This is a genomic window from Kitasatospora sp. NPDC032757 (assembly GCF_055579305.1).
This window is the reverse complement of the sequence record NZ_JBVINN010000014.1, coordinates 118,548-143,633: the sequence shown is the minus strand read 5'-3', so window position 1 is coordinate 143,633 and position 25,086 is coordinate 118,548. Positions and strand designations below refer to the sequence as shown.

General features: G+C 74.2%; 25 protein-coding genes. 6 read left to right on the top strand and 19 right to left on the bottom strand.

Annotated elements, in window-relative coordinates:
* Positions 1-41: 41 nt before the first annotated feature.
* From ACZ5WK_RS18440 to ACZ5WK_RS18425, 4 genes are all read right to left on the bottom strand, one after another.
* Positions 42-1,379, bottom strand: a complete 1,338-nt coding sequence (locus ACZ5WK_RS18440) for a glutamyl-tRNA reductase (RefSeq protein ID WP_465548448.1) — start codon at positions 1,377-1,379, stop codon at positions 42-44.
* A gap of 31 nt (positions 1,380-1,410) precedes the next feature.
* Positions 1,411-2,313, bottom strand: coding sequence for a redox-sensing transcriptional repressor Rex (locus ACZ5WK_RS18435; protein WP_465548447.1), 903 nt, complete (start codon positions 2,311-2,313; stop codon positions 1,411-1,413).
* A gap of 101 nt (positions 2,314-2,414) precedes the next feature.
* The gene (locus ACZ5WK_RS18430; RefSeq protein ID WP_465548446.1) at positions 2,415-3,209 is read right to left on the bottom strand and encodes a 3'-5' exonuclease; all 795 of its coding nucleotides are present in this window, start codon (positions 3,207-3,209) and stop codon (positions 2,415-2,417) included.
* Positions 3,210-3,405: 196 nt separating this feature from the next.
* Positions 3,406-3,690, bottom strand: a complete 285-nt coding sequence (locus tag ACZ5WK_RS18425; protein ID WP_465548445.1) for a glutaredoxin family protein — start codon at positions 3,688-3,690, stop codon at positions 3,406-3,408.
* Positions 3,691-3,809: 119 nt separating this feature from the next.
* Between ACZ5WK_RS18425 and ACZ5WK_RS18420 the strand changes: the two genes are divergently transcribed.
* The 3 genes from ACZ5WK_RS18420 (at position 3,810) to ACZ5WK_RS18410 (ending at position 7,875) form a co-directional block, all read left to right on the top strand.
* Positions 3,810-4,799 carry an HAD family hydrolase gene (locus tag ACZ5WK_RS18420; RefSeq protein ID WP_465548444.1) on the top strand — a complete coding sequence of 330 codons (990 nt, stop codon included), beginning with the start codon at positions 3,810-3,812 and terminating at the stop codon, positions 4,797-4,799.
* A gap of 537 nt (positions 4,800-5,336) precedes the next feature.
* On the top strand, positions 5,337-6,227 hold the full coding sequence (locus tag ACZ5WK_RS18415) for an ECF subfamily RNA polymerase sigma factor, BldN family (protein WP_465548443.1): 891 nt from the start codon (positions 5,337-5,339) through the stop codon (positions 6,225-6,227).
* A 340-nt stretch (positions 6,228-6,567) separates the two neighbouring features.
* A complete protein-coding gene (locus tag ACZ5WK_RS18410) occupies positions 6,568-7,875 on the top strand; it encodes a DUF5667 domain-containing protein (protein ID WP_465548442.1) in 1,308 nt (435 codons plus the stop codon).
* Between the two features lie 86 nt (positions 7,876-7,961).
* On the opposite strand, the gene ACZ5WK_RS18405 is transcribed toward ACZ5WK_RS18410, so the two are convergent.
* From ACZ5WK_RS18405 to ACZ5WK_RS18380, 6 genes are all read right to left on the bottom strand, one after another.
* Complete coding sequence (locus ACZ5WK_RS18405) at positions 7,962-8,972, bottom strand: lysophospholipid acyltransferase family protein (protein WP_465548441.1); 1,011 nt, start codon at positions 8,970-8,972, stop codon at positions 7,962-7,964.
* Between the two features lie 7 nt (positions 8,973-8,979).
* Complete coding sequence (locus ACZ5WK_RS18400; RefSeq protein WP_465548440.1) at positions 8,980-10,068, bottom strand: NAD-dependent epimerase/dehydratase family protein; 1,089 nt, start codon at positions 10,066-10,068, stop codon at positions 8,980-8,982.
* A gap of 146 nt (positions 10,069-10,214) precedes the next feature.
* Positions 10,215-10,313 (bottom strand): 30S ribosomal protein bS22, encoded by a 99-nt coding sequence (locus tag ACZ5WK_RS18395; protein WP_003948845.1) that lies wholly within the window; start codon positions 10,311-10,313, stop codon positions 10,215-10,217.
* Between the two features lie 188 nt (positions 10,314-10,501).
* Entirely contained in the window at positions 10,502-10,711 is a 210-nt protein-coding gene (locus ACZ5WK_RS18390) for a helix-turn-helix domain-containing protein (protein WP_148644250.1), read from the bottom strand.
* A 262-nt stretch (positions 10,712-10,973) separates the two neighbouring features.
* Positions 10,974-12,170 (bottom strand): acetoin utilization protein AcuC, encoded by a 1,197-nt coding sequence (locus tag ACZ5WK_RS18385; protein ID WP_465548439.1) that lies wholly within the window; start codon positions 12,168-12,170, stop codon positions 10,974-10,976.
* Positions 12,171-12,239: 69 nt separating this feature from the next.
* On the bottom strand, positions 12,240-12,629 hold the full coding sequence (locus ACZ5WK_RS18380) for an HGxxPAAW family protein (protein WP_465548438.1): 390 nt from the start codon (positions 12,627-12,629) through the stop codon (positions 12,240-12,242).
* Positions 12,630-12,741: 112 nt separating this feature from the next.
* Between ACZ5WK_RS18380 and ACZ5WK_RS18375 the strand changes: the two genes are divergently transcribed.
* Complete coding sequence (locus ACZ5WK_RS18375) at positions 12,742-13,221, top strand: MarR family transcriptional regulator (RefSeq protein ID WP_465548437.1); 480 nt, start codon at positions 12,742-12,744, stop codon at positions 13,219-13,221.
* Positions 13,222-13,279: 58 nt separating this feature from the next.
* On the opposite strand, the gene ACZ5WK_RS18370 is transcribed toward ACZ5WK_RS18375, so the two are convergent.
* The 3 genes from ACZ5WK_RS18370 to proC all read right to left on the bottom strand — a co-directional run bounded on the left by ACZ5WK_RS18370 (position 13,280) and on the right by proC (position 16,111).
* Entirely contained in the window at positions 13,280-14,494 is a 1,215-nt protein-coding gene (locus tag ACZ5WK_RS18370) for an MFS transporter (protein ID WP_465548436.1), read from the bottom strand.
* A 106-nt stretch (positions 14,495-14,600) separates the two neighbouring features.
* Complete coding sequence (locus ACZ5WK_RS18365) at positions 14,601-15,251, bottom strand: HAD family hydrolase (protein WP_396321864.1); 651 nt, start codon at positions 15,249-15,251, stop codon at positions 14,601-14,603.
* A 32-nt stretch (positions 15,252-15,283) separates the two neighbouring features.
* A complete protein-coding gene (proC, locus tag ACZ5WK_RS18360; protein WP_465548435.1) occupies positions 15,284-16,111 on the bottom strand; it encodes a pyrroline-5-carboxylate reductase in 828 nt (275 codons plus the stop codon).
* 205 nt (positions 16,112-16,316) lie between these two features.
* Here proC and ACZ5WK_RS18355 point away from each other — a divergent pair, with 205 nt between their 5' ends.
* Both ACZ5WK_RS18355 and ACZ5WK_RS18350 read left to right on the top strand, forming a co-directional pair.
* Entirely contained in the window at positions 16,317-16,751 is a 435-nt protein-coding gene (locus ACZ5WK_RS18355; protein ID WP_465548434.1) for a hypothetical protein, read from the top strand.
* A gap of 111 nt (positions 16,752-16,862) precedes the next feature.
* Positions 16,863-18,215: an SCO2583/SCO2584 N-terminal domain-containing protein gene (locus ACZ5WK_RS18350; RefSeq protein ID WP_465548433.1), complete on the top strand. Its 1,353-nt coding sequence runs from the start codon at positions 16,863-16,865 to the stop codon at positions 18,213-18,215.
* Positions 18,216-18,221: 6 nt separating this feature from the next.
* Here the strand turns inward: ACZ5WK_RS18350 and ACZ5WK_RS18345 are convergent, their stop codons facing one another.
* From ACZ5WK_RS18345 to ACZ5WK_RS18320, 6 genes are all read right to left on the bottom strand, one after another.
* On the bottom strand, positions 18,222-18,749 hold the full coding sequence (locus ACZ5WK_RS18345; RefSeq protein ID WP_465548432.1) for an EamA/RhaT family transporter: 528 nt from the start codon (positions 18,747-18,749) through the stop codon (positions 18,222-18,224).
* Positions 18,750-18,862: 113 nt separating this feature from the next.
* Positions 18,863-20,707: a dihydroxy-acid dehydratase gene (gene ilvD / locus ACZ5WK_RS18340; protein ID WP_465548431.1), complete on the bottom strand. Its 1,845-nt coding sequence runs from the start codon at positions 20,705-20,707 to the stop codon at positions 18,863-18,865.
* Between the two features lie 116 nt (positions 20,708-20,823).
* Positions 20,824-21,594, bottom strand: a complete 771-nt coding sequence (locus tag ACZ5WK_RS18335) for a class I SAM-dependent methyltransferase (RefSeq protein WP_465548430.1) — start codon at positions 21,592-21,594, stop codon at positions 20,824-20,826.
* 28 nt (positions 21,595-21,622) lie between these two features.
* Positions 21,623-22,450: a sugar phosphate isomerase/epimerase family protein gene (locus ACZ5WK_RS18330; RefSeq protein ID WP_396322069.1), complete on the bottom strand. Its 828-nt coding sequence runs from the start codon at positions 22,448-22,450 to the stop codon at positions 21,623-21,625.
* A 614-nt stretch (positions 22,451-23,064) separates the two neighbouring features.
* On the bottom strand, positions 23,065-24,027 hold the full coding sequence (locus ACZ5WK_RS18325; RefSeq protein ID WP_396321871.1) for a Ppx/GppA family phosphatase: 963 nt from the start codon (positions 24,025-24,027) through the stop codon (positions 23,065-23,067).
* Positions 24,028-24,117: 90 nt separating this feature from the next.
* A complete protein-coding gene (locus ACZ5WK_RS18320) occupies positions 24,118-24,981 on the bottom strand; it encodes a glycerophosphodiester phosphodiesterase (RefSeq protein WP_465548429.1) in 864 nt (287 codons plus the stop codon).
* Between the last annotated feature and the right edge of the window lie 105 nt (positions 24,982-25,086).

The following is a 25,086-nucleotide window of genomic DNA, read 5'->3' as shown; positions in this document are numbered from 1 at the left end:
GAGGTGATCGTCCCGGTGGTACTCGTGGGATGGCTGACGGTTCATCTGGCGCCCCCGCCCGAAGGCTGCTGGGTGCCGATCGGAGTGCCCGAGACCGCGTGCACGGCCGCCGGGTCGAGGTCGAACAACTCGCGCAGCGCGTCCGCGTAGGACGCGCCGCCCGGCTCGGCGGCCAGCTGCTTCACCCGCACGGTCGGCGCGTGCAGCAGCTTGTCGACGACCCGGCGGACGGTCTGGGTGATCTCGGCGCGGGAGCGCTCGTCCAGACCGGGCAGTCGGGAGTCCAGGCGGCCCAGCTCGGCGGCCACCACGTCGGAGGCCATCGCCCGCAGCGCCACCACGGTCGGGGCGATCCGGGCGGCCCGCTGGGCGGCGCCGAAGGCGGCCACCTCGTCGGCGACGATGCCGGAGACGGCGTCCACGTCCCCGGCGCCGGGGGTGGCGGCGTGGGCGTGCGAGAGGCTCTCCAGGTCGACCAGGAGCGCGCCGGGCAGCTCGTGCACGGCGTGGTCGACGTCGCGGGGCATGGCGAGGTCGAGGAAGGCGAGCGGGGTGGCGGCACCGCGGGCGGCGACCGCCGCGGCGACGTCCTCGGCCCTGATCACCACGCCGGCCGCGCCGGTGCAGGAGATCACCAGGTCGACGTCGGCCAGCGCCTCGGGCACCTTGGCCAGCTCGACCGTCCTGGCCGCACCGGCGCCGAGGATCTCGACCAGCCGCTCGGCGCGCTCGGGCGTCCGGTTGGCGATCAGCAGGTCGGTGACGCCGGAGCGGACGAGGGTGGCGGCGGCCAGCGAGCTCATCGAGCCCGCGCCGACCACCAGGGCCCGCTTGCCGGCGATCTCGCCCGCGCCGGCCGCGACCTGCTCCAGGCCGAAGGTCACCAGCGACTGGCCGGCCTTGTCGATGCCGGTCTCGCTGTGCGCCCGCTTGCCGACCCGCAGGGCCTGCTGGAACAGCTCGTTCAGGCCGCGCCCGGCGGTGTGCTCGTCCTGCGCCTTGGCCAGCGCGTCGCGCAGCTGCCCGAGGATCTGGCCCTCGCCGACCACCATCGAGTCCAGGCCACAGGCCACCGAGAAGAGGTGGTGGACGGCGCGGTCCTCGTAGTGGACGTAGAGGTGGGAGGTCAGCTCCTCCAGGTCCACCCCGCTGTGGTGGGCCAGCAGCAGCGACAGCTCGGCGACGCCGGCGTGGAACTTGTCCACGTCCGCGTACAGCTCGATCCGGTTGCAGGTGTTCAGCAGCGCGGCCTCGGCGACGGTCGCGGTGGCCGCCGCGTCGTGCAGCAGCCTGGTCGGGACGTCACCGGTCAGGGCGGCGCGCTCCAGCACGCCGACCGGGGCGGTGCGATGACTCAGCCCTACGACGAGAAGACTCATGCCCGCCCCCTGGTGCCACGGATCTCGGTGCTCATGCCGGCATCACCACGGAGAGCTCGCCCTCGCCGCCCTTGCCGGGCTTGTCGGCCTTCGGCGCCGCCTCGGCGTCCTTGGCCGCCGGCTCGGCGGTCGTACGGGTCTTGCCGGAGCCGCCGGCGGCACGGCGCAGCTTGGCGGCGGCCGCGCGGACCGGGCCGGGGGCGCGGTCCAGCACCGACTCGGTGCGGTCGGGCTCCTCGCCGGCCTTGCGCTGCTCGTGGAAGGCCAGGATCTGCAGCTCGATGGAGAGGTCCACCTTGCGCACGTCCACGCCGTCCGGGACGGTCAGCACGGTCGGGGCGAAGTTGAGGATGCTGGTGACACCGGCCTCGACCAGGCGGTCGCAGACCTGCTGGGCGGCGCCGGGCGGGGTGGTGATGACGCCGATCGAGACGTGCTGGCTCTCCACGATGGACTCCAGTTCGTCCATGTGGCGCACCGGCAGGCCGGCCGCGCTGCTGCCGACCACGGCCGGGTCGGCGTCCAGCAGGGCCGCCACCCGGAATCCGCGGGAGGCGAAGCCGCCGTAGTTGGCGAGCGCGTGGCCGAGGTTCCCGATGCCGACGATGACGACCGGCCAGTCCTGGGTCAGGCCCAGCTCGCGGGAGATCTGGTAGACGAGGTACTCGACGTCGTAGCCGACACCGCGGGTGCCGTACGAGCCGAGGTAGGAGAAGTCCTTGCGCAGCTTCGCGGAGTTCACGCCCGCGGCGGCGGCCAGCTCCTCGGAGGAGACGGTCGGCACCGAGCGCTCGGAGAGCGCGGTGAGGGCCCGCAGGTAGAGGGGAAGACGGGCGACGGTCGCCTCCGGGATTCCCCGGGCACGCGAGGGTCGGCGCGCGGCACCCTGGTCGGGCGTCTGCGAACTGCTCTGTGGTGATCGGCCGATTGCCACGGTGCTCCTGTGGGTGAAGCTGGGCTTTGGCAGCCAGGCTATGCGTTTGTGAACGTGTGCACAAAGATGGTGTCCGATTTGTCCCCGCACAGTGATGCGCATCACGCCGAGGACCCCATAGCACCGGTCCCTTTCCGGGCCGCCGCCGGGGGCTGCGCGCCCGGCGTCCGGACGGGGTACGGGGGCTCCCGCGGCGGCTCGGGCGGGCCCGCCGGCGACGCCTCGGGCGGCAGGTCGCGATGGCGCAGCGGAACGGGCTCACCGGACGGCCGGGAACGCGCCCGGCCCAGCCGCGGCCACGGCACCCGGGCCGCCTCGCGCAACGGCACCGCCCAGTCGTTCGGCGGACAGGACGGCGCCCCCACGCAGTGCCTCAGCAGTTCGGCGGTGGCCCGGGCGTCGCCCAGCGCGGTGTGCGCCGGGAACCGGCCCAGGCCGGCCGCCTCCGCGCAGGCCGCCAGGCCGAAGCCGCGAGCCTGCGGCAGGTGCGCGCGGGCCAGCCGCATCGTGCAGAGCAGGGGGACCGGCGGCAGCGGCACGCCGATCCGGGCGAACTCACGGTCCAGGAAGGCGTGGTCGCAGGTCACGTGATGGCCGACCAGCACCCGGCCGGCCAGCAGCTCCAGCAGGCGCGGCGCGATCTCGCGGAACCGGGGGGCGCCCTCGACGTCGGCCTGGGCTATCCGGTGCACATGGGTGGGGCCGACCGGGCCCAACGGGTCCAGCAGGGTGCAGAACTCGGCCTCGGGGCGCAGCGCCCCGTCCAGCAGCACCACGGCGACCTCGACCACCCGATGCCGCCACGGGCTGCGGCCGGTCGCCTCCACGTCCACCACCGCGAACCCGCCGGCCCCGGCGGGCACGACGGAAGTCCCAGGGGTCGGGCCGGGAAGCATGGCGGCACTCCTCGCGTGCTCAGCCCCCCATGGGCGCAAACGAGTTCGATCGTAAGCCGACCAGCGGGGGGCTCCCCAGACCGATCCCGGTTTTCTTCACAACGATTCGGCGAACCGCCCCCCGCCGGACGGCGGGGGCGGCGGCGGCAGGGGCGCGGGCCGCCCGGACCGGGCCCGCGCGCGTACCGCCCGCCCCTCAGGCCCCCAGGGCGGCGCGCAGGCGGCGCTCGTCGACCCGCCAGAAGTCGTGCTGGCGGCCGTCGATCAGGGTGACCGGGATCTGCTCCCAGTACTTCCGGTACAGCTCCTCGTCCTGTGTGATGTCCCTCTCCTCGAAGGACGCACCCAGCTCGCCGGTCACCCGGACGATCACCTCCCGGGCGTCGTCGCACAGGTGGCAGCCGGGCTTGCCGACCAGGGTCACGGTCCGCTCGGCCGGGTTCGGGCTCGGGTTCTTGTCACGTCGCAGCAGTGGGCTCACCCGGCCATTGTGCGCCCGCCCCACGCCGGCCCGGAGCCACGGGCGGGCCGCCCGGTGTTCACCGCGCGGGCACGCCGTCGTCACGGCCTCTCCCGGCCCGGCTGGCTATGCTCGGTGCCATGGCCGTGCTCCGAAGGCTCACCCAGTCAAGGCGTTCCACCACCGCGCGGACCGCCCTGGCCGGCGAGGCCGCGGCCGAGGCGGCGGAGGCCGCCCTGCGGGCCGAGCCGGCCGTCGCCGTCGCCCCGGACGCACCGGAGGAGCAGGCCCCGGCGGCCGACCGGTCGGCGAAGGCCCCCAAGGAACCCGCCGGGAACCACACCCCCGAGCGGGACGACCCGCGCGCCGCCGCCTTCTTCGACTGTGACAACACCATCCTGCGCGGCGCCGCGATCTTCTACCTCGGCGTCGGCCTCTACCGCCGCGGCTTCCTCACCCGCCGTGACATCGCCCGGTTCGCCTGGCAGCAGACCTGGTTCCGGCTGCACGGCGCCGAGGACCCGGACCACATGGCCGACGCCCAGCACACCGCGCTCGGCCTGGTCGCCGGCAAGCGGACCGCCGACCTCGAAGCCCTCTGCGAGGAGGTCTTCGAGCAGGTCGTCGCCGACAAGATCTGGCCCGGCACGCGCGCCCTGGTCCAGATGCACCTGGACGCGGGCCAGCGGGTCTGGCTGGTCACCGCCGCCCCGCTGGAGGTGGCCCGGGTCATCGCCCGCCGGCTCGGCATGACCGGTGCGCTCGGCACCGTCGCCGAGGCCGAGGACGGCCTCTACACCGGCCGGCTGGTCGGCGAGCTGCTGCACGGGCCCGCCAAGGCGGCCGCCGTCCGGGCGCTGGCCCGCCGCGAACGGCTCGCCCTGGACCGCTGCGCCGCGTACAGCGACTCGGCCAACGACATCCCGATGCTCTCGCTGGTCGGCCACCCGTACGTGGTGAACCCGGACGGCGCGCTGCGCCGGCACGCCCGGGCCCAGGGCTGGCGGGTGCGGGACTTCCGGACCGGGCGCAAGGCGGCCCGGGTGGGCCTCCCGGCGGCGGCCGCACTGGGCGTCGTCGCGGGCGGGGCGGCCGCGGGGGTCGCCCTGCACCGCCGCCGGCGCGCCTGATCCGCACCCGGGACCACACCCGGACCCCGCCCGGACCGCGTCCGGACGACGCCTCCGCCGTGCCGTGGCGCGCCGGGACGACGGCTTCCCCCGGGCGGGTGACCGCCCGTCAATCCGCACGCTGACCAGGCCGCTCGTACGGGCGAACTCCCGCGTGGCGCAGGGCCGTCCGAGCCGAGCGAACGAACCTGTCAGCCAGTGACCAGTTCTGATCGTTCGTCAGACGGGGAAAGTCAGGGGTTGCCGAGGCCAATGACTGGGAAACCGCCCGCCAGACCGCCAAATTGGTCACCCTGTGCGCCTGTTCGATCACGTTGAGCCGGATGAACGATGACATCTTCGGTCAGTGTCAGCCGAATATGCATGCAATGCGGACCCCAAGCGACCACTTCGACCACACGGTGTAGCTGTCATTGCACAAAGCGTTATTCTCTCCTGGATGCACGTCACCCACGCGCCCCTCCCGACCGGGCGGCGCGGGCGTGCTCTCCGCGCAGGCGGAGGTGATCCGTCCACAGTTCTGCCTCTGGGAGTCCCGTGTACCCACCCGTCCGGAACGACGCGCCTGCACCCTCCCGCCCGTCGCCCGCGCCCCTGCGCTCCCGCACCAGCCTCCGCGGCCGCCTGCCCTCCGCCCGGCAGATCTCCACCGGCCTGGAGCTGTTGCGCACCCTGCTCCGCAGCCAGCTCGCCGCCTCGCCCCAACTGGTCCCCGCCGGCGCCGCGTTCGGCTACGGCCCGCCCCAACCCGCCGGCCAGGCCCTGCGCACCACCGCCGCCGGCTCCTCCACCGGGACCGGCTCGCGCGGCCGGACCGGGGCCACCGGCGCCAGCGGCCGCAGCCGGGCCAGGACGGCCCCGAGCCCCGGCTACGAGACCGAGCACAACCCGATCATGGAGCTGGTCGAGAAGGCCCAGGCCGGCGAGAGCGAGGCCTTCGGCCGCCTCTACGACCACTACGCGGACACCGTCTACCGCTACATCTACTACCGGGTGGGCAGCCGGGCCACCGCCGAGGACCTCACCAGCGAGACGTTCCTGCGCGCGCTGCGCCGGATCGGCACCTTCACCTGGCAGGGCCGGGACTTCGGCGCCTGGCTGGTGACCATCGCCCGCAACCTGGTGGCCGACCACTTCAAGTCCAGCCGGTTCCGGCTGGAGGTCACCACCGGCGAGATGCTCGACTCCAACGAGTGCGAGCGCAGCCCGGAGGAGTCGGTGCTGGAGTCGCTCTCCAACGCCGCCCTGCTGGACGCGGTGCGCCGGCTCAACCCGCAGCAACAGGAGTGCGTCACGCTCCGCTTCCTGCAGGGGCTCTCGGTGGCCGAGACGGCCAGGATCATGGGCAAGAACGAGGGCGCCATCAAGACCCTCCAGTACCGCGCGGTGCGGACGCTGGCCCGTCTGCTGCCGCCCGACGCGCGGTGAGCGGAGCCGGACCAGGGGGCCGTGGCGGGAACGCCACCGGAGACGGCGCCGGGGACCGCCCCGGTGAGATGGCCGGGCAGCGAGCCGGGCGGACGGCGGAGAGGGCGCCAGGGGTGCCGTCACCGTCGGTGCAGGCCCGACACGTCCGGGTGAACGGTCGGTCCGATGATCAGCCGTGCGTAACCGACCGCCCGCACCGCTCGTTGGCCAGCGTGCAAGCCTCCACCAGGCGTACGGTCAAGTCGAATTGCGACCTCTCACCCGATGGAGTGGTTTTGGCCCGCCGAGGCAACCGTCCGGCAGGCCGGGGTGTCGACAACGACGAAGGGAGGTGTGGCCCGTGACGGCAAACGTGCTGGAGCACCGGCGGGTGAAGGCCTTCGCCGAGGCGCTGGAGGCCCACCAGGCAGAGCAACGCGGCGCCGCCGCTGCCGGATCGGCCAACACCGCTTCCACCGGTGCCGGTTCGGCCGCCATGGCCGAGCTGGTCGGCATGGCCGGTGCGCTCGGCGCGCTGCCCGGACCGGAGCTGGACGCGGAGGTCCGAACCGTCCAACGCGCCCAGCTGATGGCCGCGTTCGAGCAGGCCTTCGCCGGCGGACCGGGCGCGACCGTCCCCCGCCAGCGCAGGCACCGGGCGGTCCGGATGGCGCCGCGCGGCCGTTGGAGCCGCCGGTTCGCGATCGGCGGCCTGGTCGCCGGGCTCGCCGTCGGCAGCTTCGCCGGCGCGGCCGTCGCCAGCTCCACCGCGCTGCCCGGGGACACGCTCTACGGCATGAAGCGCGGCCTCGAAGGGCTCCGGCTGGACCTCGCGAACTCCGACAGCGAGCGCGGCGGGCTGCTGCTCGACAACGCCGCCACCCGGCTCGACGAGGCCCAGAGCCTGGTCGGCCGGACGGACGGCGCCGGCGCGCTCAGCCCGGGCACCGTCGATCAGGTCCGCAAGGCGCTCGACGACATGCACGCCGACGCCCTCAAGGGCCGCGACCTGCTGCGCTCGGTCTACCGGAGCAACGGCTCGCTCGACCCGATGCGCACCCTGGCCGGCTTCGCCCAGGACGAGGACGACCGGTGGAGCGACCTGCAGAGCAGGCTGCCGGTCCAGCTGATCCCCCAGGCGCACCTGGTCGACCAGCTCTTCGACGACATAAGCGAGGACGTCGCGCCCCTGCGACTGGTTGCGCCGCCCGCCAAGGGCGGCGACAAGGCCGGCAACGGGACGGGCGGCGGCACGGGCTCCGCGCCCAACGGCAGCTCCCCGGCCGGCACCCCGGCCGTCGGCGGCAACGCCGCACCGGGCACCGGGCCGGCCCAGAGCGGCGGCGCGGGCAGCGCCAACGGCGGCAAGGCCGGCACCACCGAGCGGGCACCGTCCACCGGGGCGAGCACGCCGGGCAACGGCGGCGCCGGCGCCCCGAGCAGCGTGCCCAGCAACGCCGCGGGCGCGGTCAACGGGCTGGTCGACAACCTCACCGACGGGCTCACCGGCACCAAGCCCTCGCCGAGCCCCGACCCGACGCCCGACCAGGCGGCCTCACAGCCGTCCGGGACGCCCAGCGCCGCCACCGGCGACGCACCGCCGCAGGCCGTCGAGGTGCCCCCGCTGATCCCCGGGCTGCTGCCCGGGCTGCGGATCCTCGGCGGCTGACGCGGTCGAACACGGCTGAGGGGCCCGGCGCTGCCGCCGGGCCCCTCAGCCGTTCCGGAAAGGAATCCGGCAGGACGCCGGCAGGCTCAGAAGAACACCGAACGCCGCTGCACCAGCAGCTCGTAGAGGGTGTGCTGGATGGTCTCCCGCACCTCGTCGGCCAGGTCGAAGACCAGCATCGGGTCGTCCGCCGCCTCCACAGGGTGCCGGTCGGTGGCGATCGGCTCGCCGAACTGGATCGTCCACTTGGTCGGCAGCGGCACCGCGCCCAGCGGCCCGAGCCACGGGAAGGTCGGCGTGATCGGCACGTACGGCAGGCCCAGGAGCCGGGCGAGGGTCTTGAAGTTGCCGATCATCGGATAGGTCTCCTCCGCCCCGACGATCGAGCAGGGGACGATCGGCACCTGTGCCCGCAGGGCCGAGGCGACGAACCCGCCCCGCCCGAACCGCTGCAGCTTGTACCGGTCGGAGAACGGCTTGCCGATGCCCTTGAAGCCCTCCGGCCAGACCCCGACCAGCTCGCCGCGCTCCAGCAGCGCCTGGGCGTCCTCGTTGCAGGCCAGCGTGTGGCCGGCCTTGCGGGCCAGCTCGTTGATGCCGGGCAGGACGAACACCAGGTCGGCGGCGAGCATCCGCAGGAACCGGCCGCCGGGGTGGTGGTCGTGGATGGCGACCTGGGTCATCAGGGCGTCCAGCGGGATCGTCCCGGAGTGGTTGGCGACGATCAGCGCGCCGCCCTCGGCCGGGATGTTCTCGATCCCGCGCACCTCGATCCGGAAGTACTTCTCGGCGAGCGGACGCAGCAGCGAGAGCAGCACCTCCTCGGTCAGCTCGCGGTCGAAGCCGAACTCGTCCACCTCGTAGTCCCCGGTGACCCGGCGGCGCAGGAAGGCGAGGCCTTCGGCGGCCCGGCCCTCCCAGCCCTTGCCGAACAGCCGGGTGGCGGCCGGGCCGAGCCGCCCGGCCAGCGCCCCGCCGACGGCGTCGGCGAGCTGGTCGGCCAGGCCGGCGGGCCGGTCGGGCTCGCTCCAGCTGGGCGCGGACTCGATCGGGATGACCTTGGCCCGGCCCGGCGCGTTCTCGGCTGCGGCACTCATCGCGGGTTCAGCTCCTGGGTCGGTCGGGGCGGGTGGCCGGGCCGTACTCGCGCCCGAGCAGCGCGGCCAGCCCGTCGGTGACGGCGGCGAGCCGCTCGGGCGGCAGCAGGCCGGCGGATTGCGCGGCGGCGAAGTCGGCGAACGCCTCCGGGGTGGTGTACCGGGGCCGGTAGCCGAAGGTCTCGCGCAGCCGGGTGGTGTCCACCACCCGGCCGTGGGTGAGCAGCCGCAGCTGCTCGGGCGAGAAGTCGACCATCCTGGTCTGCCGGGCCAGCCCGGCCATCCAGCTGATCGCGGGCAGCAGCAGCGGCAGCATCGGCCGGCCGAGCCGGCGGGCGCACTGGGAGAGCAGCAGCACGCCCTCCCCCGCCACGTTGAAGGTGCCGGCGTTGACGGTGCCCGGCTCGGGCTCGTCGGCCGCCCGGGAGAGGACCGCGAGCACGTCGTCCTCGTGGACGAACTGCAGCCGCGGGTCGTAGCCGAGGACGGTGGGCAGCACCGGCAGCGCGAAGTACTCGCTGAGCGGGGTGTCGGCGCCGGGGCCGACGATGTTGGCGAACCGCAGCACCGTCACCGCGACGTCCGGGCGGCGCCGGGCGAAGCCGCGGACGTAGCCCTCGACCTCCACCGCGTCCTTGGCGAAGCCGCCGCCGGGCAGGTTCTTGGGCTGGGTCCGCTCGGTGAACACCGCCGGGTCGCGCGGCGCCGAGCCGTAGACGCCGGTGGTCGACTTCACGACCAGCCGCCGCACCCCGGGCGCCTTCTGGCACGCACCGAGCAGCTGCATGGTGCCGATGACGTTGGACTCCTTGACCGACGAGCGGTTGGTGGAGCCCAGACCGGTGGCGCTCACGGCCAGGTGGACGACGGTGTCGACGCCGTGCTCGGCGATCACCCGGGCCACCGCCGGGCGGCGCAGGTCGAGCTGGTGGAACCGGTACGGCGCGGCGGGCCCGTCCGGCTCCTCGACGGCCTGCCGGGGCGGCAGCACGTCCACGCCGACCACCAGGTCGACGCCGGGCCGGCGGCGGAGCTCGGCGGCGAAGCGGGCCCCCAGCTGGCGGGCCACGCCGGTGACGAGCACGACCTTGCCCACGGTGCTGCACCTCGTTCCTCGGCCTTCGCGGCCTGCGTGCACCGTACCGCGACACCGCGGCGGGCCGTGAAACGACACCGCCCGCCCAGACCACAGGGGCCTGGACGGGCGGTGGAAGCGCCGGGCGCGCAGGGCGCGGCGGGCGCTTACTTCTTGTTGCGACGCTGCACGCGGGTCCGCTTCAGAAGCTTGCGGTGCTTCTTCTTGGCCATACGCTTGCGACGCTTCTTGATGACAGAGCCCACGGAACAACCCTCGCTCACTGAGACTCCCGTCCGTGAGAGACGGAGTCCATACGACTGACGGAGGGCCTAGCCTACCGTCCGTAGGCCCAGGGCAGTAATCGTGCTCCCGGTGACCGGGAAACTCGGGGGAAATCTGCGGCAAACGAGTGCGGGGCCCACCGGCTGTGAGCCCCGACCCGCCGCCTGTCCTACGCGCTCTCGAGCCGCACGTACGACTCCTTGAGGTACTCGTGCACCGCTTGCTGGGGCACCCGGAAGGACCGCCCGACCCGGATGGCCGGCAGCTCTCCGCTGTGCACCAACCGGTACACCGTCATCTTCGACACCCGCATGACCGCGGCCACCTCGGCCACGGTCAGGAAGACAACTTCCTGCAGGGGGCGTTCGCCGGAACTCATGACCATCACCCGACCCTTACCCGTGTGCAAGGCACCGGCTTCCCCTCCGGTGACTCCACCGGCACACGTGTATCCCCAGAGTAGTTATGGGTGGTACCAGTGGGAAGAGGGAGAAGCGCAGTCCTCGTACGGTGAGAGATAGGACTGTTGCAGTACGTAGTCGCTCGGCGGTCTGCCGTACCGTCCGTGCGCACCACCCACACCCTTCACAACCGGGGGCCGCGGTTCAGGCCCCGGCCGGGGCCCTGGTCAGTCCCCCCGGTCAGGGCAGCAGGCCGTGGTGGGGCAGGACGGCACGGCGGGCGGCCAGGATCGCCTGGTCGAGCCGGTCGGCCGGATCGTATCCCGCGTCGAAGTCCCGCCAGGCCGGCCGGGCGCCGTCGGTCATCCGCAGCGGGGCCGGGCGGCGGGTGCGCCGGTACACCTCGGCGCGCCAGGCCTCCGGGGTCTCGGTGGCCGGGTCGACGGGCCGGCCTGCGGCGGTGGCGACGAGGTGGGTCCAGGTCCGCGGGACGACGTCCACGACGGCGTAGCCGCCCCCGCCGAGGGCGATCCAGCGGCCCTCGGCGTGCCGGTGGGCCAGGGCGTGCAGCTCCTCGGCGATCAGCCGCTGGGCGTCGACGGTGACGGCGAGGTGGGCGAGCGGGTCCTCCAGGTGGGTGTCCGCGCCGTGCTGGGTGACCAGGACCTGCGGGCGGAAGGCGGCCAGCAGCTCGGGCACCAGGGCGTGGAAGGCGCGCAGCCAGCCGGAGTCACCGGTGCCGGCGGGCAGCGGAAGGTTGGCGGCGGTGCCGGGGGCGTCCGGACCGCCGGTCTCGGTGGCCCAGCCGGTCTGCGGGAAGAGCGTGGCGGGGTGTTCGTGCAGCGAGACGGTGAGCACCCGGGGGTCGTCCCAGAACGCCTGCTGGACACCGTCGCCGTGGTGGACGTCCACGTCGACGTAGGCGACCCGCTCGGCGCCGAGTTCGAGCAGCCGGGCGATGGCGAGCGCGGGGTCGTTGTAGATGCAGAAGCCGGACGCCTTGCCGGGCATGGCGTGGTGCAGGCCCCCGGCGAAGTTGACGGCGTGCGAGGTCTCGCCGCGCCAGACCGCCTCGGCAGCGGCCACCGACTGGCCGGCGATCAGCGCGGAGGCGGAGTGCACGGCGGGGAAGGCCCAGTTGTCGTCGGTGCCGAGCCCGTGCCGCTGGTCCCGCTCGTCCGGGTGGGCGGCGGCGTGCTTGACCGCCTCGACGTATTCGCGGGTGTGCACCAGGTGGAGGGTGGAGTCCCCGGCCGGCGGCGCCGAGCGGACGGTCACACCCGGCCCGGCGTCCAGCCCGAGCGACTCCACGAGGCGCATGGTGAGCGCCAGCCGCTCCGGGTCCATCGGGTGGCCGGGACCGAAGTCGTAGGCGATGACCGCCTCGTCCCAGAAGAGATGCAGGCCGCAGGGGGTGTCACGCTCGGCTTCGGGCATGGCCTCCACGGTAGTGCGTCGCGGCGGTGCGACGGCCGCCAGGGGCGTGGCCCCGGCCCGCGGGCGCGGCTACCCGCGGGCGGCCCGGCCGGCCGGCCGCGGTGCGGGGGCGGCCCCGGTTCCGCTCGCGGTGACGGCCGCGGTGACGGCCGCGGTGCCCGTCCGGCCCGCCAGGCGGCAGCCGAGGCAGTCGGGGTGGCCGTACCCGGCGGCCGTGTCGCGGGTGCGCCAGTGCCGGCGGCCGGGCGGGCGCGGGCCGGTGGCCTTGCCCCAGCCGGCGAGGTGGAGCAGCCAGGCGGTGAGCCCGCCGAGGGCGGTGACCGCCGCGCCGAGCCAGAGCCCTGCCGCCGAGCCGGCCACCAGGGCCAGGCCGGCGACGGCGCTGCCGGTGACCGCGAGGGCGACGCCGGTCCAGCCGGCGACGGTGTGGCCCATGTCGTGCTCGTCGTGTGCGCCCATGTCTCCTTCTTTGGTGTGATGGGACCCGCGGCCGGCCGGACCGCAGGGCGGAGCGGCCGCGCAGACGTTTTATCTCACGAGCTAAGTAACTTAGATACTAAGGAGATCTCCCGTGGAGGGCAAGCCGCGCCCGCAGGCGACGGCCGAGCAGGCGCAGTACGCGATGGACCGGATGATCGCGCTCGCACAGTTCGGACAACAGGACATCGCCGCACGGCTCGGACTGAACGTCACCGACCTCACCTGCCTCGGCTTCGTCATCGAGGCGGCCCTGGCCGGGGAGCCGCTGGCGGCAGGCGACCTCGCCGAGCGGGCACACCTGACCACCGGCGCGGTGACCGGCGTGCTCAACCGCCTGGAGAAGGCCGGCTACGCCCACCGGGAGGCCGACCCCGCCGACCGGCGCCGGGTACGGGTGGTGATGGCCGAGTCCGCACAGGCGCGCGTCCTGGAGGTCTACGGCCCGTTCTACCAGCGCCTCGGCGCGCTGTTCGCCGACTACACCCCGGCCGAGATCGCCGTCCTCGCGGACTGGTTCACCCGCGCCAAGGCGCTGATGCAGGAGTCACTGGACGAGATCCGCGAGCCCTGAGCCCTGCGCCCAGCACCCGGACCGCGGGCCTCGGACCTCGGGCCGCGGGCCGCGGGCCTCAGGCCGTCGCCGGAGCGAGCACCGGGGCGGGGGTGAACCGGCCGGCCAGCGGCAGGACGGCCAGCACCAGCAGCATCGGGGCGAGCAGCGCCCAGCGGTACGAGCCGGCGCCGGCGATCGCCCCGACCAGGGGCGAACCGATCAGGAAGCCCACGTAGTTGAAGAGGTTGAGCCGGGCCACGGCGGCGTCCGAGTCGGCCGGGAAGAGCCGCCCGCCGGCCGCGAAGACCTGCGGGATGATCGCGCAGATCCCGAAGCCGAGCACGGTGAAGCCGGCGATCCCGGCCGCCGCACCGGGCGCGGCGGCCGCCGCCGCGAAGCCCAGCGCGGCCAGTGCGGCACCGCCGCGGACCACCGGGACGGCGCCCCAGCGCTGTACCGCGCGGTCGCCGACCGCACGGCCGAGCAGCATCGCCACCATGTAGCCGAGGTAGGAGAGCTTGGCGACGTCCTCGGGGCTGCCCAGGCCGTCGGTGAGGTACTTGACGCTGTAGTTGGAGACCGAGGCGTCGGCGATGTAGGCGAAGGCCATCGCCAGGCAGAGCGGCAGCAGCGGCCGCCACGGAATGGACCGGGCCGCGGCCTCGGCGGCCTCCCGGACGGCGTCGCCGAGTTCGGCGGGCCCGGCGGTGGGGGTCCCCCCGGCCGAAGGCCGGGGGAGGGTGCCGGCCGCCACGGCGAGCGGGGCGACCACGGCGGCGGCCGTCCCGAACAGGACGGGCAGGCCGAGGTCGTAGTGCGAGCCGAGGCCCGCGAGGGCCGCGCCGACGATGCCGCCGAGACTGAACGCGGCATGGAAGCCGAGCATGACCGAGCGGCCGTAGAGGTGCTGGAGGCCCACGCCGAGCATGTTCATACTGGCGTCCAGCGCGCCGACCAGCAGCCCGAACGCGCCCAGCGCGAGGGCGAGTTGCCAGAGCGTCCCGCCGAGCCCGGCTCCGGCCAGGGTGAGGCAGACGGCGGGCTGGACCACCCGCAGCACGGCCCGCGCGCCGGTCCGCTTCACCAGCTGCTCGGAGAGGATCGAGCCCACCCCGGCCAGGACCGGCACGGCGGCCAGGAAGACCGGCAGCAGCGCGTCGCTGAGCCCGTACCGGTCCTGGAGCTCGGGGATGCAGGTGACCAGCAGGGCGAAGGTGACGCCCTGGAGCAGGAAGCTCGCGGCGAGCGCGGCTCTGGCCTGCCGCAGCCGAGGGGGTATCGCGGTGCTCACACGGACCTCGCTACTGGCCGGTACGACGATGTTGGCGAGAGCGTAGGCGGTGGCGGGCGATTGCGGGAGGGGTCGCGCGGGAGTTCCGGGGTCCGGCCCCGCGGGCTCAGAGCAGCGCCGGCACCTCGGCCAGGGCCGCGATCAGCCCGGTGGCACCGGCGGCGGTGAGCTTGGCCGGGTCGGTGAGCGCGGTGTAGCCGTACACGTCCATCCCGGCGGCGCGGGCGGCCAGCACGCCGTTGGGGCTGTCCTCCAGCACCAGGCAGCGGGCCGGGTCGACGCCGAGCGTACGGGCGGCGTGCAGGAAGAGGTCGGGCGCGGGCTTGCCGACGCCGACGTCCTGGGCGCTGAAGATCCGCTCCTCGGCGTGGTACCCGCGCAGGCCGGTGACGTCGAGGGCGGTGCGGATCCACGCGTGGCTCGCCGAGGAGGCCAGGCAGTAGGGCACGGAGCGCTGCTGAAGCTCCTTCAGCAGCGGCTCCGCGCCCCGGACGGCGGTGAGCTCGGCGTCGAACGTGGCGAACACCCGGGCGTGGAACAGGTCGTCGAAGCCGTCGGGCAGCTTCGCGCCGTCGTACCGCTCGGCGATCACGTCGTGGATCCGGTGGGCGGCGGTGCCCATGAAGTCCCGGTAGGAGTCCTCGGTCGTGGTCGGGTACCCGAGCTCGGTCAGGTACTCGGCGAGCAGCCGGTTGGAGAGCGGCTCGCTGTCCACCAGGACACCGTCGTTGTCGAAGATCACCAGGTCGTAGGCCATGCCGTCGAGCCTACTGGGCGGCTCCGGCGGCCCTACTTGCCGCCGGAGGCCAGCTCCCGGGAGCGGTCCCGGGCCGCCTCCAGGGCGCCGAGCAGGGCGGCCCGCACCCCGTGGTTCTCCAGCTCGCGGATGGCCGCGATGGTGGTGCCGGCCGGCGAGGTGACCGCCTCGCGCAGCTTCACCGGGTGCTCGCCGGAGTCCCGCAGCATCACCGAGGCGCCGATCGCCGACTGCACGATCAGGTCGTGCGCCACGTGCCGGGGCAGGCCGAGCAGGATGCCCGCGTCGGTCATCGCCTCGACCAGGAAGTAGAAGTACGCCGGGCCGGAGCCGGACAGCGCGGTGGCCGCGTCCTGCTGGGCTTCCGGCAGCCGCAGCGCCTTGCCCACCGAACGGAAGATCTCCTCGGCCCGCTCCAGGTGCGCCTCGGTGGCGTGCGAGCCGCCGGAGATCACGCTCATCCCCTCGTCCACCAGGACGGGCGTGTTGGGCATCACCCGGACCACCGGGGTGCCGGCCGCCAGCCGGGCCTCGAACCAGGCGGTGGGGATGCCGGCCGCCGCCGAGATCACCAGCCGGTCAGCGCCGACGTGCGGCGCCAGCTCGTCCAGCAAGGTGCCCATGTCCTGCGGCTTCACCGCGAGGATCAGGGTGTCCGCGAGCTTGGCGGCCTCGCTGTTGCCCACCACGGCGACGCCGTACGTGGCGGCCAGCTCGGCGGCCCGCTCCGGCCGGCGGGCGGTCACCAGGACGTCCGCCGGGTCCTTCCCGGCCCGCAGCAGACCGGAGAGCAGGGCCTCCCCGATCTTGCCCGTGCCGAGGAAGGCGATCTTCTGCCCGTGCGCCGCTGCGCTGCCCATGCCCGCTCCTTGCATCCGTTCCTGCCGCCATCCTCGCACCGCCGGTCCGCCCGCAGCGGGAACGTCCACCCTGCGGAAGCCCACGGGGCAGCCCGGGGCGCGCCCCACGGGGCGCGGCAGGCACGCCCTAGGGAGAAACTCGGGGTTCTCCCCTATGGCCCGCGGCTGTTCCCGGGCGCACCGTGGAGATATGGCACACGGAGAGATGTCCCGACGTGAGAACCGGCAAGTCGCCGTCGCCGCCGCGACGGTGGGACCGTGGCGGACGGCCGCGGGTGTCGGTGCGGTGGTGGGGGCGACGGCCCTGGGGATCGACGCGATCACCGGGGACTGGTCGCTGAGCATGCTGGCCGGTCCGGCCGGCTGGGCGCTGTTCTTCTTCTTCCTGGTCGGCACGGTGGGCGGCCGGCTGCGCCGCGACACCGGAGACCGGCGGCTGCGCGCGTGGGCGGCCGAGCACCCGTGGCAGTCGGCGCTGCCGGCGGCCGGCGGACTACTGGTGCTGAACACGCTGGCGCAGGCGTTCCTCGGCGACGCGAGCCTGTTCGGCGCGTTCTTCCTCTCGCTGCTGCCGGCCGGCGTGCTGCTGGCGGTCGCGGGCGTGGTCGGCTCGGTGAAGCAGGCCCGCGGCAAGGGGTGATGCGGCCCCGGACCGGACAAACAGGGGCGATTCCCGCACGCCGCACACGAGTTCACCACAAGGTGCGGACCCGATCGAAGAACCGTCACACCCCGTCGGCATACTGGCGCGATGCCGATAGCCGAAGATCCAGAACCGCGCCCGTCCGAGGGCCGGAGCCCGGACGGGGCGGACCCGTCCGGGGCGGGCGGGAAGGACCCGTTCGACGACCTCGTCCTGGACGAGGAGTTCGTCAAGGGCGCTGCCGTGAAGGAGCAGTCGGGTCGCACCCGGATGCTCGCCGCCCAGTGGAAGCACACCCCTCCGGTCGACCCCGGCGGCCGCCGCTCGGTGAACGACGGCCCGTCGAAGGGGAGGCGGTTCGGCCGCGCCCCGAAGCCGGTCGACCCCTGGGGCGGCCCCCGCCCGCGCCGCCGGCTGGAGTGGCGCACGCCGCTCTACGTGGTGCTGACGATCACCGTGCTGCTCGCGGCACTGAACCTGAACGCCCTGCGGAGCTGGTACTCCGAGCACTACGGCAGCGACAGCGGCTCCTCCCCCGCGCCGTCCGCGCCCCCGGAGACGGCGAGGCCGACCACCGCACCGCCGGCCGCCGACGCGCAGCAGCCGACCGTGGACCACCCGTGGGCCGGCTCGCCCGCCGAGGGCTGGCCGACCACGCTGGACGCCTTCGAGCTGCCGCAGGCCCCCGGCGCGATCGGGGTGTTCAGCGCCGAGCAGGTGGCCGCCCAGGTCAAGCTGGTGAAGGCGTACCTGGCGGCGGCCAACCTGGATCCGAAGGTGCTCGCGGGCGGGCGGCCGGACGCGGCGCTGGCGATGCTCGAACGGGAGACCAGGGACGAAATCGAGGCCGCACTGGCCCACCCGTCGAAGGAGAACGACCCCACCGGGTCGTTCAGCCGCTTCGATCCGCGCGAGGCGGTCCCGGTGACCGACACGGTCAGGCTGCAGGGCCGGATCAGCGTCGAGGGCGACGGCGAGAAGGGAGTCGTGGTGCACACCGACTTCACCTACGTCTACGCCCTGCGCCCGGGGCCGGAGGCCGCGCAGCTGGCCGCCTCCCGGCGCCCCACGACGGGCACCCCGTCGCAGTCGGCGGCTCCCGCTCCCAAGGGCGACGGGACGGCCAAGGGTGACGGGACGGCCAAGCCGGTGGGCCTGCTGGTGCCGGCGGCCGACGTCGCCGGGGACACCTGGACCGCCCGCACCGTGGTGCGGAAGATCGAGGACTTCCGGTTCTACGACCCGGGCAAGTACCGGAACGACCCGAAGAAGATCAACTTCGGCAGGAGCCGCTCGGAGTCCGGCAACTCGGCCTGCGACGTCTACGACGGCTACCTCCACCCGCAGTTCAACCAGTTCGCCCGGCCGCAGCCGAATCAGAGCGGGCCGACCAGCGACCCGTACGACCGCTCCAAGGACCTGACGGACCACGAGGACTGCGGCACGGTCAGCCGCAGCTGACCGCCGTCAGCGCTTGCGCTTGCCCCGGCCCGGCGCCTTGGCGTCGGGCCGGCCGCTGCGGCCGGCCTGGCGGCGCCCGTGGGCGGCGGCGGCCCGCTCGTACCCGGCCCGCTTGACCGCCTCGCCGGGCGCCTCGGTGAGGCTGCGCAGGAAGTAGGCGAACAGCGCGCCGGCTCCGCCGATCATCCAGACCGCGCCGAGCGACTTCTCCTCGGCCATCCAGCCGGTCAGCTGGTCCCTGCCCTCGGTGAGCAGCTTCCAGTTGCGCAGGCCGGAGAGGCAGGAGCAGATCGCGAGGGCGGCGAGCAGCAGCCCGTTGACGAAGCCCCCGTTGTCGGAGAGCCGGACGCCGTCGACGGCGAGGCGCAGGACGAGGGCCACGGCAGCGGTCGCCAGCAGGGCGCCGACCGGCACGACGACCCGGCGCGTCCAGTAGTCGCTGCCACGGCCGACCCAGCTGGTGCCGAACCAGCGGATCGGCTCCGGCTCGGGGGCGCCGGCGGGCTTGGGGGCGGGGGTGGAGTGCTCGGTCACACGGCCGATTATCACCCGGTGCCGCGGGAACGCGGAGGAGCCGTCCGCCGGGCGGAACGGCTCCTCGTGGTGCGCGGTGCCGTGCGCGGGGTGTCAGGCGGGTGCGCGGTGCGTCAGCCGAGCTTGGAGACGTCGCGGACGGCGCCCTTGTCGGCCGAGGTGGCCATCGCGGCATAGGCGCGCAGGGCCTGGCTGACCTGGCGGTCGCGGTTCTTCGGCCGGTAGCCGCCCTCGGCCTCCAGCTTCAGCCGGCGCTCGTGGAGCTCCTCGAAGGAGACCTCCAGGGAGATCTTCCGGCCGGGGATGTCGATGGCGATGATGTCGCCGTCCTCGACCAGGGCGATGGTGCCGCCCGACGCGGCCTCCGGGGAGGCGTGGCCGATCGAGAGGCCCGAGGTGCCGCCGGAGAAGCGGCCGTCGGTGACCAGCGCGCAGGCCTTGCCGAGGCCGCGGCCCTTCAGGAACGAGGTCGGGTAGAGCATCTCCTGCATGCCGGGGCCGCCCCTGGGGCCCTCGTAACGGATGACGACGACGTCGCCCTCCTTGACCCGCTTGGTGAGGATCGCATCGACGGCGTCCTCCTGGGACTCGACCACGACGGCCGGGCCGCTGAAGGTCCAGATCGACTCGTCCACGCCGGCGGTCTTCACGATGCAGCCGTCCTCGGCGAGGTTGCCGTACAGCACGGCGAGGCCGCCCTCGACGGAGTAGGCGTGCTCGACGCTGCGGATGCAGCCCTTGGCCGCGTCGGTGTCCAGCGACTCCCAGCGCTCGGACTGCGAGAACGCCTCGGCGGAGCGGACGCAGCCGGGGGCGGCGTGCCAGAGCTCGACGGCCTCGGCGGACGGCGAGCCGCCGCGGACGTCCCAGGTCTTCAGCCACTCGGCGAGCGAGTCGGCGTGGACGGTGTGCACGTCCTCGTTGAGCTGTCCGCCGCGGTAGAGCTCGCCGAGGATGGCGGGGATGCCGCCGGCCCGGTGCACGTCCTCCATGTAGTACGAGCCGTTGGGCGCGACCTTGGAGAGGCAGGGCACCTTGCGGGAGATGGCGTCGATGGCCCGCATGTCGAAGTCCAGCTCGGCCTCCTGGGCGGCGGCGAGCAGGTGCAGGATGGTGTTGGTCGAGCCGCCCATGGCGATGTCGAGGGCCATGGCGTTCTCGAAGGCGGCGCGGGTGGCGATCGAGCGCGGCAGGACGGAGTAGTCGTCCTGGTGGTAGTGGCGCTTGGTGATCTCGACGACGGTCCGGCCGGCCCGCTCGTACAGCGCCCTGCGGGCGGTGTGGGTGGCGAGCACCGAGCCGTTGCCGGGCAGCGAGAGGCCGATCGCCTCGGTGAGGCAGTTCATCGAGTTGGCGGTGAACATGCCCGAGCAGGACCCGCAGGTCGGACAGGCGTTCTCCTCGATGATCGCGATGTCCTCGTCGGAGACGTTCTCGTTCACCGCCTGGGAGATCGCGTCGACCAGGTCGAGCTTGCGCACGGTGCCGTCGACCAGGGTGGCCTTGCCGGCCTCCATCGGACCGCCGGAGACGAAGACGGTCGGGATGTCGAGGCGCAGCGCCGCCATCAGCATGCCGGGGGTGATCTTGTCGCAGTTGGAGATGCAGATCAGGGCGTCGGCGCAGTGCGCGTTGACCATGTACTCCACGGAGTCGGCGATCAGGTCGCGCGAGGGCAGCGAGTAGAGCATGCCGCCGTGGCCCATCGCGATGCCGTCGTCCACCGCGATGGTGTTGAACTCGCGCGGGATGCCGCCCGCCTGCTTGATCGCCTCGGAGACGATCCGGCCGACCGGCTGCAGGTGGGTGTGGCCGGGGACGAACTCGGTGAAGGAGTTGGCGACCGCGATGATCGGCTTGCCGAAGTCCTCGCGGGCTACGCCGGCGGCCCGGAGAAGCGCCCGGGCGCCTGCCATGTTGCGACCGTGGGTGACCGTACGGGACTTCAGCTCGGGCACTGTGCTCCACTCCTTCGGAGGCCGGCGGCGCCGCCGGTAGGGAGGGTGCGGCGGCCGCTGTGTCTTCCGAGACTACGCCCGCCGTCCGGGCGGTGGACGCCACGTCCGCGATGCGGTCAGCCGCGCGTGCGCGCCACGGTCAGGTCCAGCACGTACGGCTCGGTCACCCAGCCGTCCGGGAACTCCGCCAGCAGGGCCTCGCGCTCGACGGCGAGCAGCGGGGCGCGCTGCTCGGGGGTGAGAGAGGCGAGGTAGGAGCGGGAGGTGAGGTCGGTGAGCACGTGGTCCACCGTGACCCGGCGCTCCCAGCGCAGCACGGCGCTGCCGATCCGCAGGTCGTACGGGGCGAGGTGGCCGGCGATCTCGTTGACCGCGCCGTAGCCGTGGTACCGCTCCTGCAGGGCGACGGCGAGCCGCTCGCCCATGGCGCGCACCCAGCCGACGCTGCTGTCCTTCACGTTCCACCAGGTGGCCAGGGCGCCACCGGGCCGCAGCACGCGGATCGCCTCGGGGACGGAGCGCTCCGGGTGGGTCCAGTGGAAGGCCTGGGCGTAGGTGACGAAGTCGGCCGAGTGGTCGTGGAAGGGCAGCTCGTCGCCGCCGCCCTTGACCAGCGGCAGGGCCGGCGAGGAGGCCAGGAACTGGGCGCCCATGCCGTCGTTGGGCTCGACGCCGATGACGTCGGCGCCGCGGCCGGCCAGCCGCCGGGTGGCGATACCGGTACCCGCGCCGACGTCCAGCACCCGGGCGCCCTTCAGCGGACGGCCGGCCAGGCGCTCCAGCTCGTCGAACAGCTCGTCCGGGTACGAGGGCCGCGCCCGGTCGTACTCGGCGGCCACCCCGCCGAAGGACTTGGCCAGCTCCCGGAAATCCGCCGCTTCCGTCATCTCTCCCCCTCCGTACGGCAGTTCGCGGTCATCGTACCCGGGCCGGGGTGGCCAGGTGGAGCCGGGTGAAGGCGAGCGCCTCGGCGAGGTCGGCCTCGCGTTCGGCGGGGGAGGCCGAGCGCCGGGTGTTGACCTCCAGCACCACGTGGCCGTCGAAGCCGGTGCGGGCCAGGTGCTCCAGCAGCTCGGCACAGGGCTGCTTTCCGCGGCCGGGGATCAGGTGCTCGTCCTTGCCGGAGCCGCTGCCGTCGGCCAGGTGGATGTGGGCCAGCCGGCCGCCCATCCGCTCGACCATGGCGAGGGCGTCGATCCGGGAGGTGGCGGCGTGCGAGAGGTCGATGGTGAAGTGCCGGTACTCCTCCTCGGTGACGTCCCAGCCGGGGGCGTAGGCGAGCATCTCGCGGTCGCGGTAGCGCCACGGGTACATGTTCTCGACGGCGAAGCGGACGTCGGTCTCACCCGCCATCCGGTTGATGCCCTCGACGAACTCGCGGGCGTACTGGCGCTGCCAGCGGAACGGCGGGTGGACGACGACGGCGCTCGCGCCGAGCTTCTCGGCCGCGGCCCGGGCCCGGACCAGCTTGGTCCACGGGTCGGTGGTCCAGACCCGCTGGGTGATCAGCAGGCAGGGCGCGTGCACGGCCAGGATCGGCATCCGGTGGACGTCGGAGAGCCTGCGCAGCGCCTCGATGTCCTGGCTGACCGGGTCGTTCCAGACCATCACCTCGACCCCGTCGTAGCCCAGCTTGGCGGCCAGTTCGAAGGCGATGGCGGTGCCGGCCGGGTAGACGGAGGCGGTGGAGAGGGCGACCTTGGTGTCGGGGATGTGCAGGGCCGGGTGCGGGGGCAGCACCAGACGGTCGGTGGTGCGCAGCAGCGGGGCGGTCCGGCCGGCGGCCTGCCGGGCGGCCTTGACGGACTTCACCGACTGCACGGCGGCCTTGGCGGCGCCGGCGGCGCGTGCGGTCCGCGTCTCACGGGGCGCCTGGGCGGTGGGCGCCTTGGCCGCGGGGGCCTTCCTCGCCTGCTTCCTCGCCGGCTTCCTCGCCGGCCCGGCCGGGGTGGCCTCCTCCCGGGTGTCCTTCTCCGGGGTGTCCTGCGCGCTCTGCGGTGCGGCGCTCCGGGTGGCTTTCCGTCCGGCCCTCTCCGCGGCCTTCCGGTCGACCCCGCCGGCGGCCTTCTTCGCCGCCGCCGCGGTCTTGGCTGCGGTCGCCGCCTTGGCCGCCCGGACGCCCTTCACCGCCTTGCCGAGCTTGCGGGAGCGGCCGGCCGTCCCGTCCGGGCCCTCCGCGGGGCCCTCCCCGCCGGCCGGGCGCGTGCGGCGCGGGGCGTCCGGCCGCGGCTGCCCGTCCCCGGGTGCGCGGCCCTCCTGCGTCCCGTCCTCGCCCGCTGCTTGCGCCACGGGAGACAGCGTAAGCGGACCGCGCCCGGAACGGGGAGCAGGGCCCTCGGGGTCGGTCCGGACGGCCCTCAGGTGGTGAGGGCGGGACGGCGGCGGTCGGTGGGGCTGTCCATGGTGTCCAGGCGGCGCAGGATGATGCCCTCGCGCAGCGCCCACGGGCAGACGTCCAGCTCGTCCAGGCCGAAGAGGTCCATCGCGGCGTCGGCGACCAGCGCGCCGGCCAGCAGCTGCTTGGCGCGGCCCTCGGAGACACCGGGGATCTGCGCCCGTTCGGCGACGGTCATCGCGGAGAGCCGGGGCAGCCAGGCGGAGAGGTTGCTGCGGGTGAGCCGCCTGTCCGCGTAGGGGCCGGCGTCGGCGGGGGCGGCGCCGGTCATCCGGGCGAGCTGCTTGAAGGTCTTGGACGTGGCGACGGCGTGGTCCGGCGCGCCGAGCCGGGCGATCTCGCCGACCACCGCGGCCATCTCGGCCCGGATGTGGCGTCTGAGGCCGCGCAGATCCTCCGGGTCGGCGACGTCGCCGGGCAGCCAGCGGCCGGTGAGGCGGCCGGCGCCGAGCGGCAGCGAGCAGGCGACGTCGGGCTGCTCGTCCAGCCCGCAGGCGATCTCCAGCGAGCCGCCGCCGATGTCGAGGTTGAGCAGCCGGCCGGAGGACCAGCCGAACCAGCGACGGACGGCCAGGAAGGTGAGCCGGGCCTCGTCCTGCCCGGAGAGCACCCGCAGCTCGACGCCGGTCTCCTCGGCGACCCGGCGGAGCACCTCCTCGCCGTTGGCGGCCTCCCGGACGGCGGAGGTGGCGAACGGCAGGATGTCGACGACGCCCTTGTCCTCGGCGACCCGCAGCGAGGAGGCGACCATGCCGACCAGTTTGTCGACGCCCGGTCCGCTTATCGCGCCCTGCCCGTCGAGGAGTTCGGCCAGCCGCAGCTCGGCCTTGTGGGAGTAGGCGGGCAGCGGGGCGGCCCCGGGATGGGCGTCCACCACGAGGAAGTGGACCGTGTTGGAACCTACGTCGAGCACACCGAGTCGCATAACTCTCCACGCTACGCGATCCTGCCCCGGGGCAGACCTGGCACGGCGGTATTGGTGCTGGTCCGGGCCGGTCGGCCGGAGGGCCCCGGCTCAGTGCACGCGGGCGCGTCGCGGGGCGGCCTCCGGGCTCCCGGCGCGGCAGTCGGCGTCCGCCCAACGGCGGGCCCGGGCGGGGGTGTCGGTGATCAGGCCGTCGGCGTCCCGCTCGGTCATCAGCTGCCAGGACTCCTCGTCGTCCAGTGTCCAGACGTAGACCTCGCGGCCGGCCCCGTGCTCGGCGGCGATCCGGGAGGCGGTGGCCAGCGTGGCGTCGAGGGCGATGCCGTGCAGCGGCAGGCCGCCCGGGTCCTCGGCGATGCCGGCGCTCTGGATGAGGACCACCGGCAGGCCGGGGGCGGCGGCGTGGGCCTGGCGCAGGTGCTCGGCGGAGAACGAGTACAGGAAGGCCCGGGCGCCGCTGCCGGCCGCGATCCCGGCGATCCGGGCGACGTCCTCGGCGCGCTGCCACTTGAGCTCCATCAGCAGCGGGACGCCGGTGCCGGCCAGCCGCCTCAGCAACTCCTCCAGGGTCGGTACCGGTTCGGCCGGGCCGGGGCCGACGGTCACCCGCAGCTCGGCGAGCTGGGCGGAGGTCAGGTCGGCGATCGCGCCCTTGCCGTTGGTGGTGCGGTCCACGGTGGCGTCGTGCATCAGCACCGGAACGCCGTCCCGGGTGGTCTGGACGTCGGTCTCCAGCCAGTCGGCGCCCTGCTGGAGGGCCTTCTCGAAGGAGGCCATGGTGTTCTCGGGGGCGTCCAGCGGCGCGCCCCGGTGGCCGATCACCACCGGCGGGGCGCAGACCGGCTGAGCGGCGGCCGGGCGGGCGCGCAGCCCGGGGTCGGAGGCGCAGGCGGCGGCCAGCACCGCGAGGGCGGCGAGCACGGCCGTGCGGGCGGCGCGGGGCGACGTGGTCACGGCGGCGGGGCTCCAGCTCTGTTGCGGACGCCGCGGTGGAGGCGGGCGTCCGGGGGGATCGTCGGAGGTCGGCCAGGAATCGTCAAGATGATCTGACAATCCGAC

Excerpts from the sequence above, each read along its gene's own strand:
- ACZ5WK_RS18440 (WP_465548448.1), bottom strand. The coding sequence starts at position 1,379 with ATGAGTCTTCTCGTCGTAGGGCTGAGTCATCGCACCGCCCCGGTCGGC.
- ACZ5WK_RS18430 (WP_465548446.1), bottom strand. The coding sequence starts at position 3,209 with ATGCTTCCCGGCCCGACCCCTGGGACTTCCGTCGTGCCCGCCGGGGCC.
- ACZ5WK_RS18420 (WP_465548444.1), top strand. The coding sequence starts at position 3,810 with ATGGCCGTGCTCCGAAGGCTCACCCAGTCAAGGCGTTCCACCACCGCG.
- ACZ5WK_RS18405 (WP_465548441.1), bottom strand. The coding sequence starts at position 8,972 with ATGAGTGCCGCAGCCGAGAACGCGCCGGGCCGGGCCAAGGTCATCCCG.
- ACZ5WK_RS18390 (WP_148644250.1), bottom strand. The coding sequence starts at position 10,711 with ATGAGTTCCGGCGAACGCCCCCTGCAGGAAGTTGTCTTCCTGACCGTG.
- ACZ5WK_RS18385 (WP_465548439.1), bottom strand. The coding sequence starts at position 12,170 with ATGCCCGAAGCCGAGCGTGACACCCCCTGCGGCCTGCATCTCTTCTGG.
- ACZ5WK_RS18380 (WP_465548438.1), bottom strand. The coding sequence starts at position 12,629 with ATGGGCGCACACGACGAGCACGACATGGGCCACACCGTCGCCGGCTGG.
- ACZ5WK_RS18365 (WP_396321864.1), bottom strand. The coding sequence starts at position 15,251 with ATGGCCTACGACCTGGTGATCTTCGACAACGACGGTGTCCTGGTGGAC.
- proC (WP_465548435.1), bottom strand. The coding sequence starts at position 16,111 with ATGGGCAGCGCAGCGGCGCACGGGCAGAAGATCGCCTTCCTCGGCACG.
- ACZ5WK_RS18355 (WP_465548434.1), top strand. The coding sequence starts at position 16,317 with ATGTCCCGACGTGAGAACCGGCAAGTCGCCGTCGCCGCCGCGACGGTG.
- ACZ5WK_RS18350 (WP_465548433.1), top strand. The coding sequence starts at position 16,863 with ATGCCGATAGCCGAAGATCCAGAACCGCGCCCGTCCGAGGGCCGGAGC.
- ACZ5WK_RS18335 (WP_465548430.1), bottom strand. The coding sequence starts at position 21,594 with ATGACGGAAGCGGCGGATTTCCGGGAGCTGGCCAAGTCCTTCGGCGGG.
- ACZ5WK_RS18325 (WP_396321871.1), bottom strand. The coding sequence starts at position 24,027 with ATGCGACTCGGTGTGCTCGACGTAGGTTCCAACACGGTCCACTTCCTC.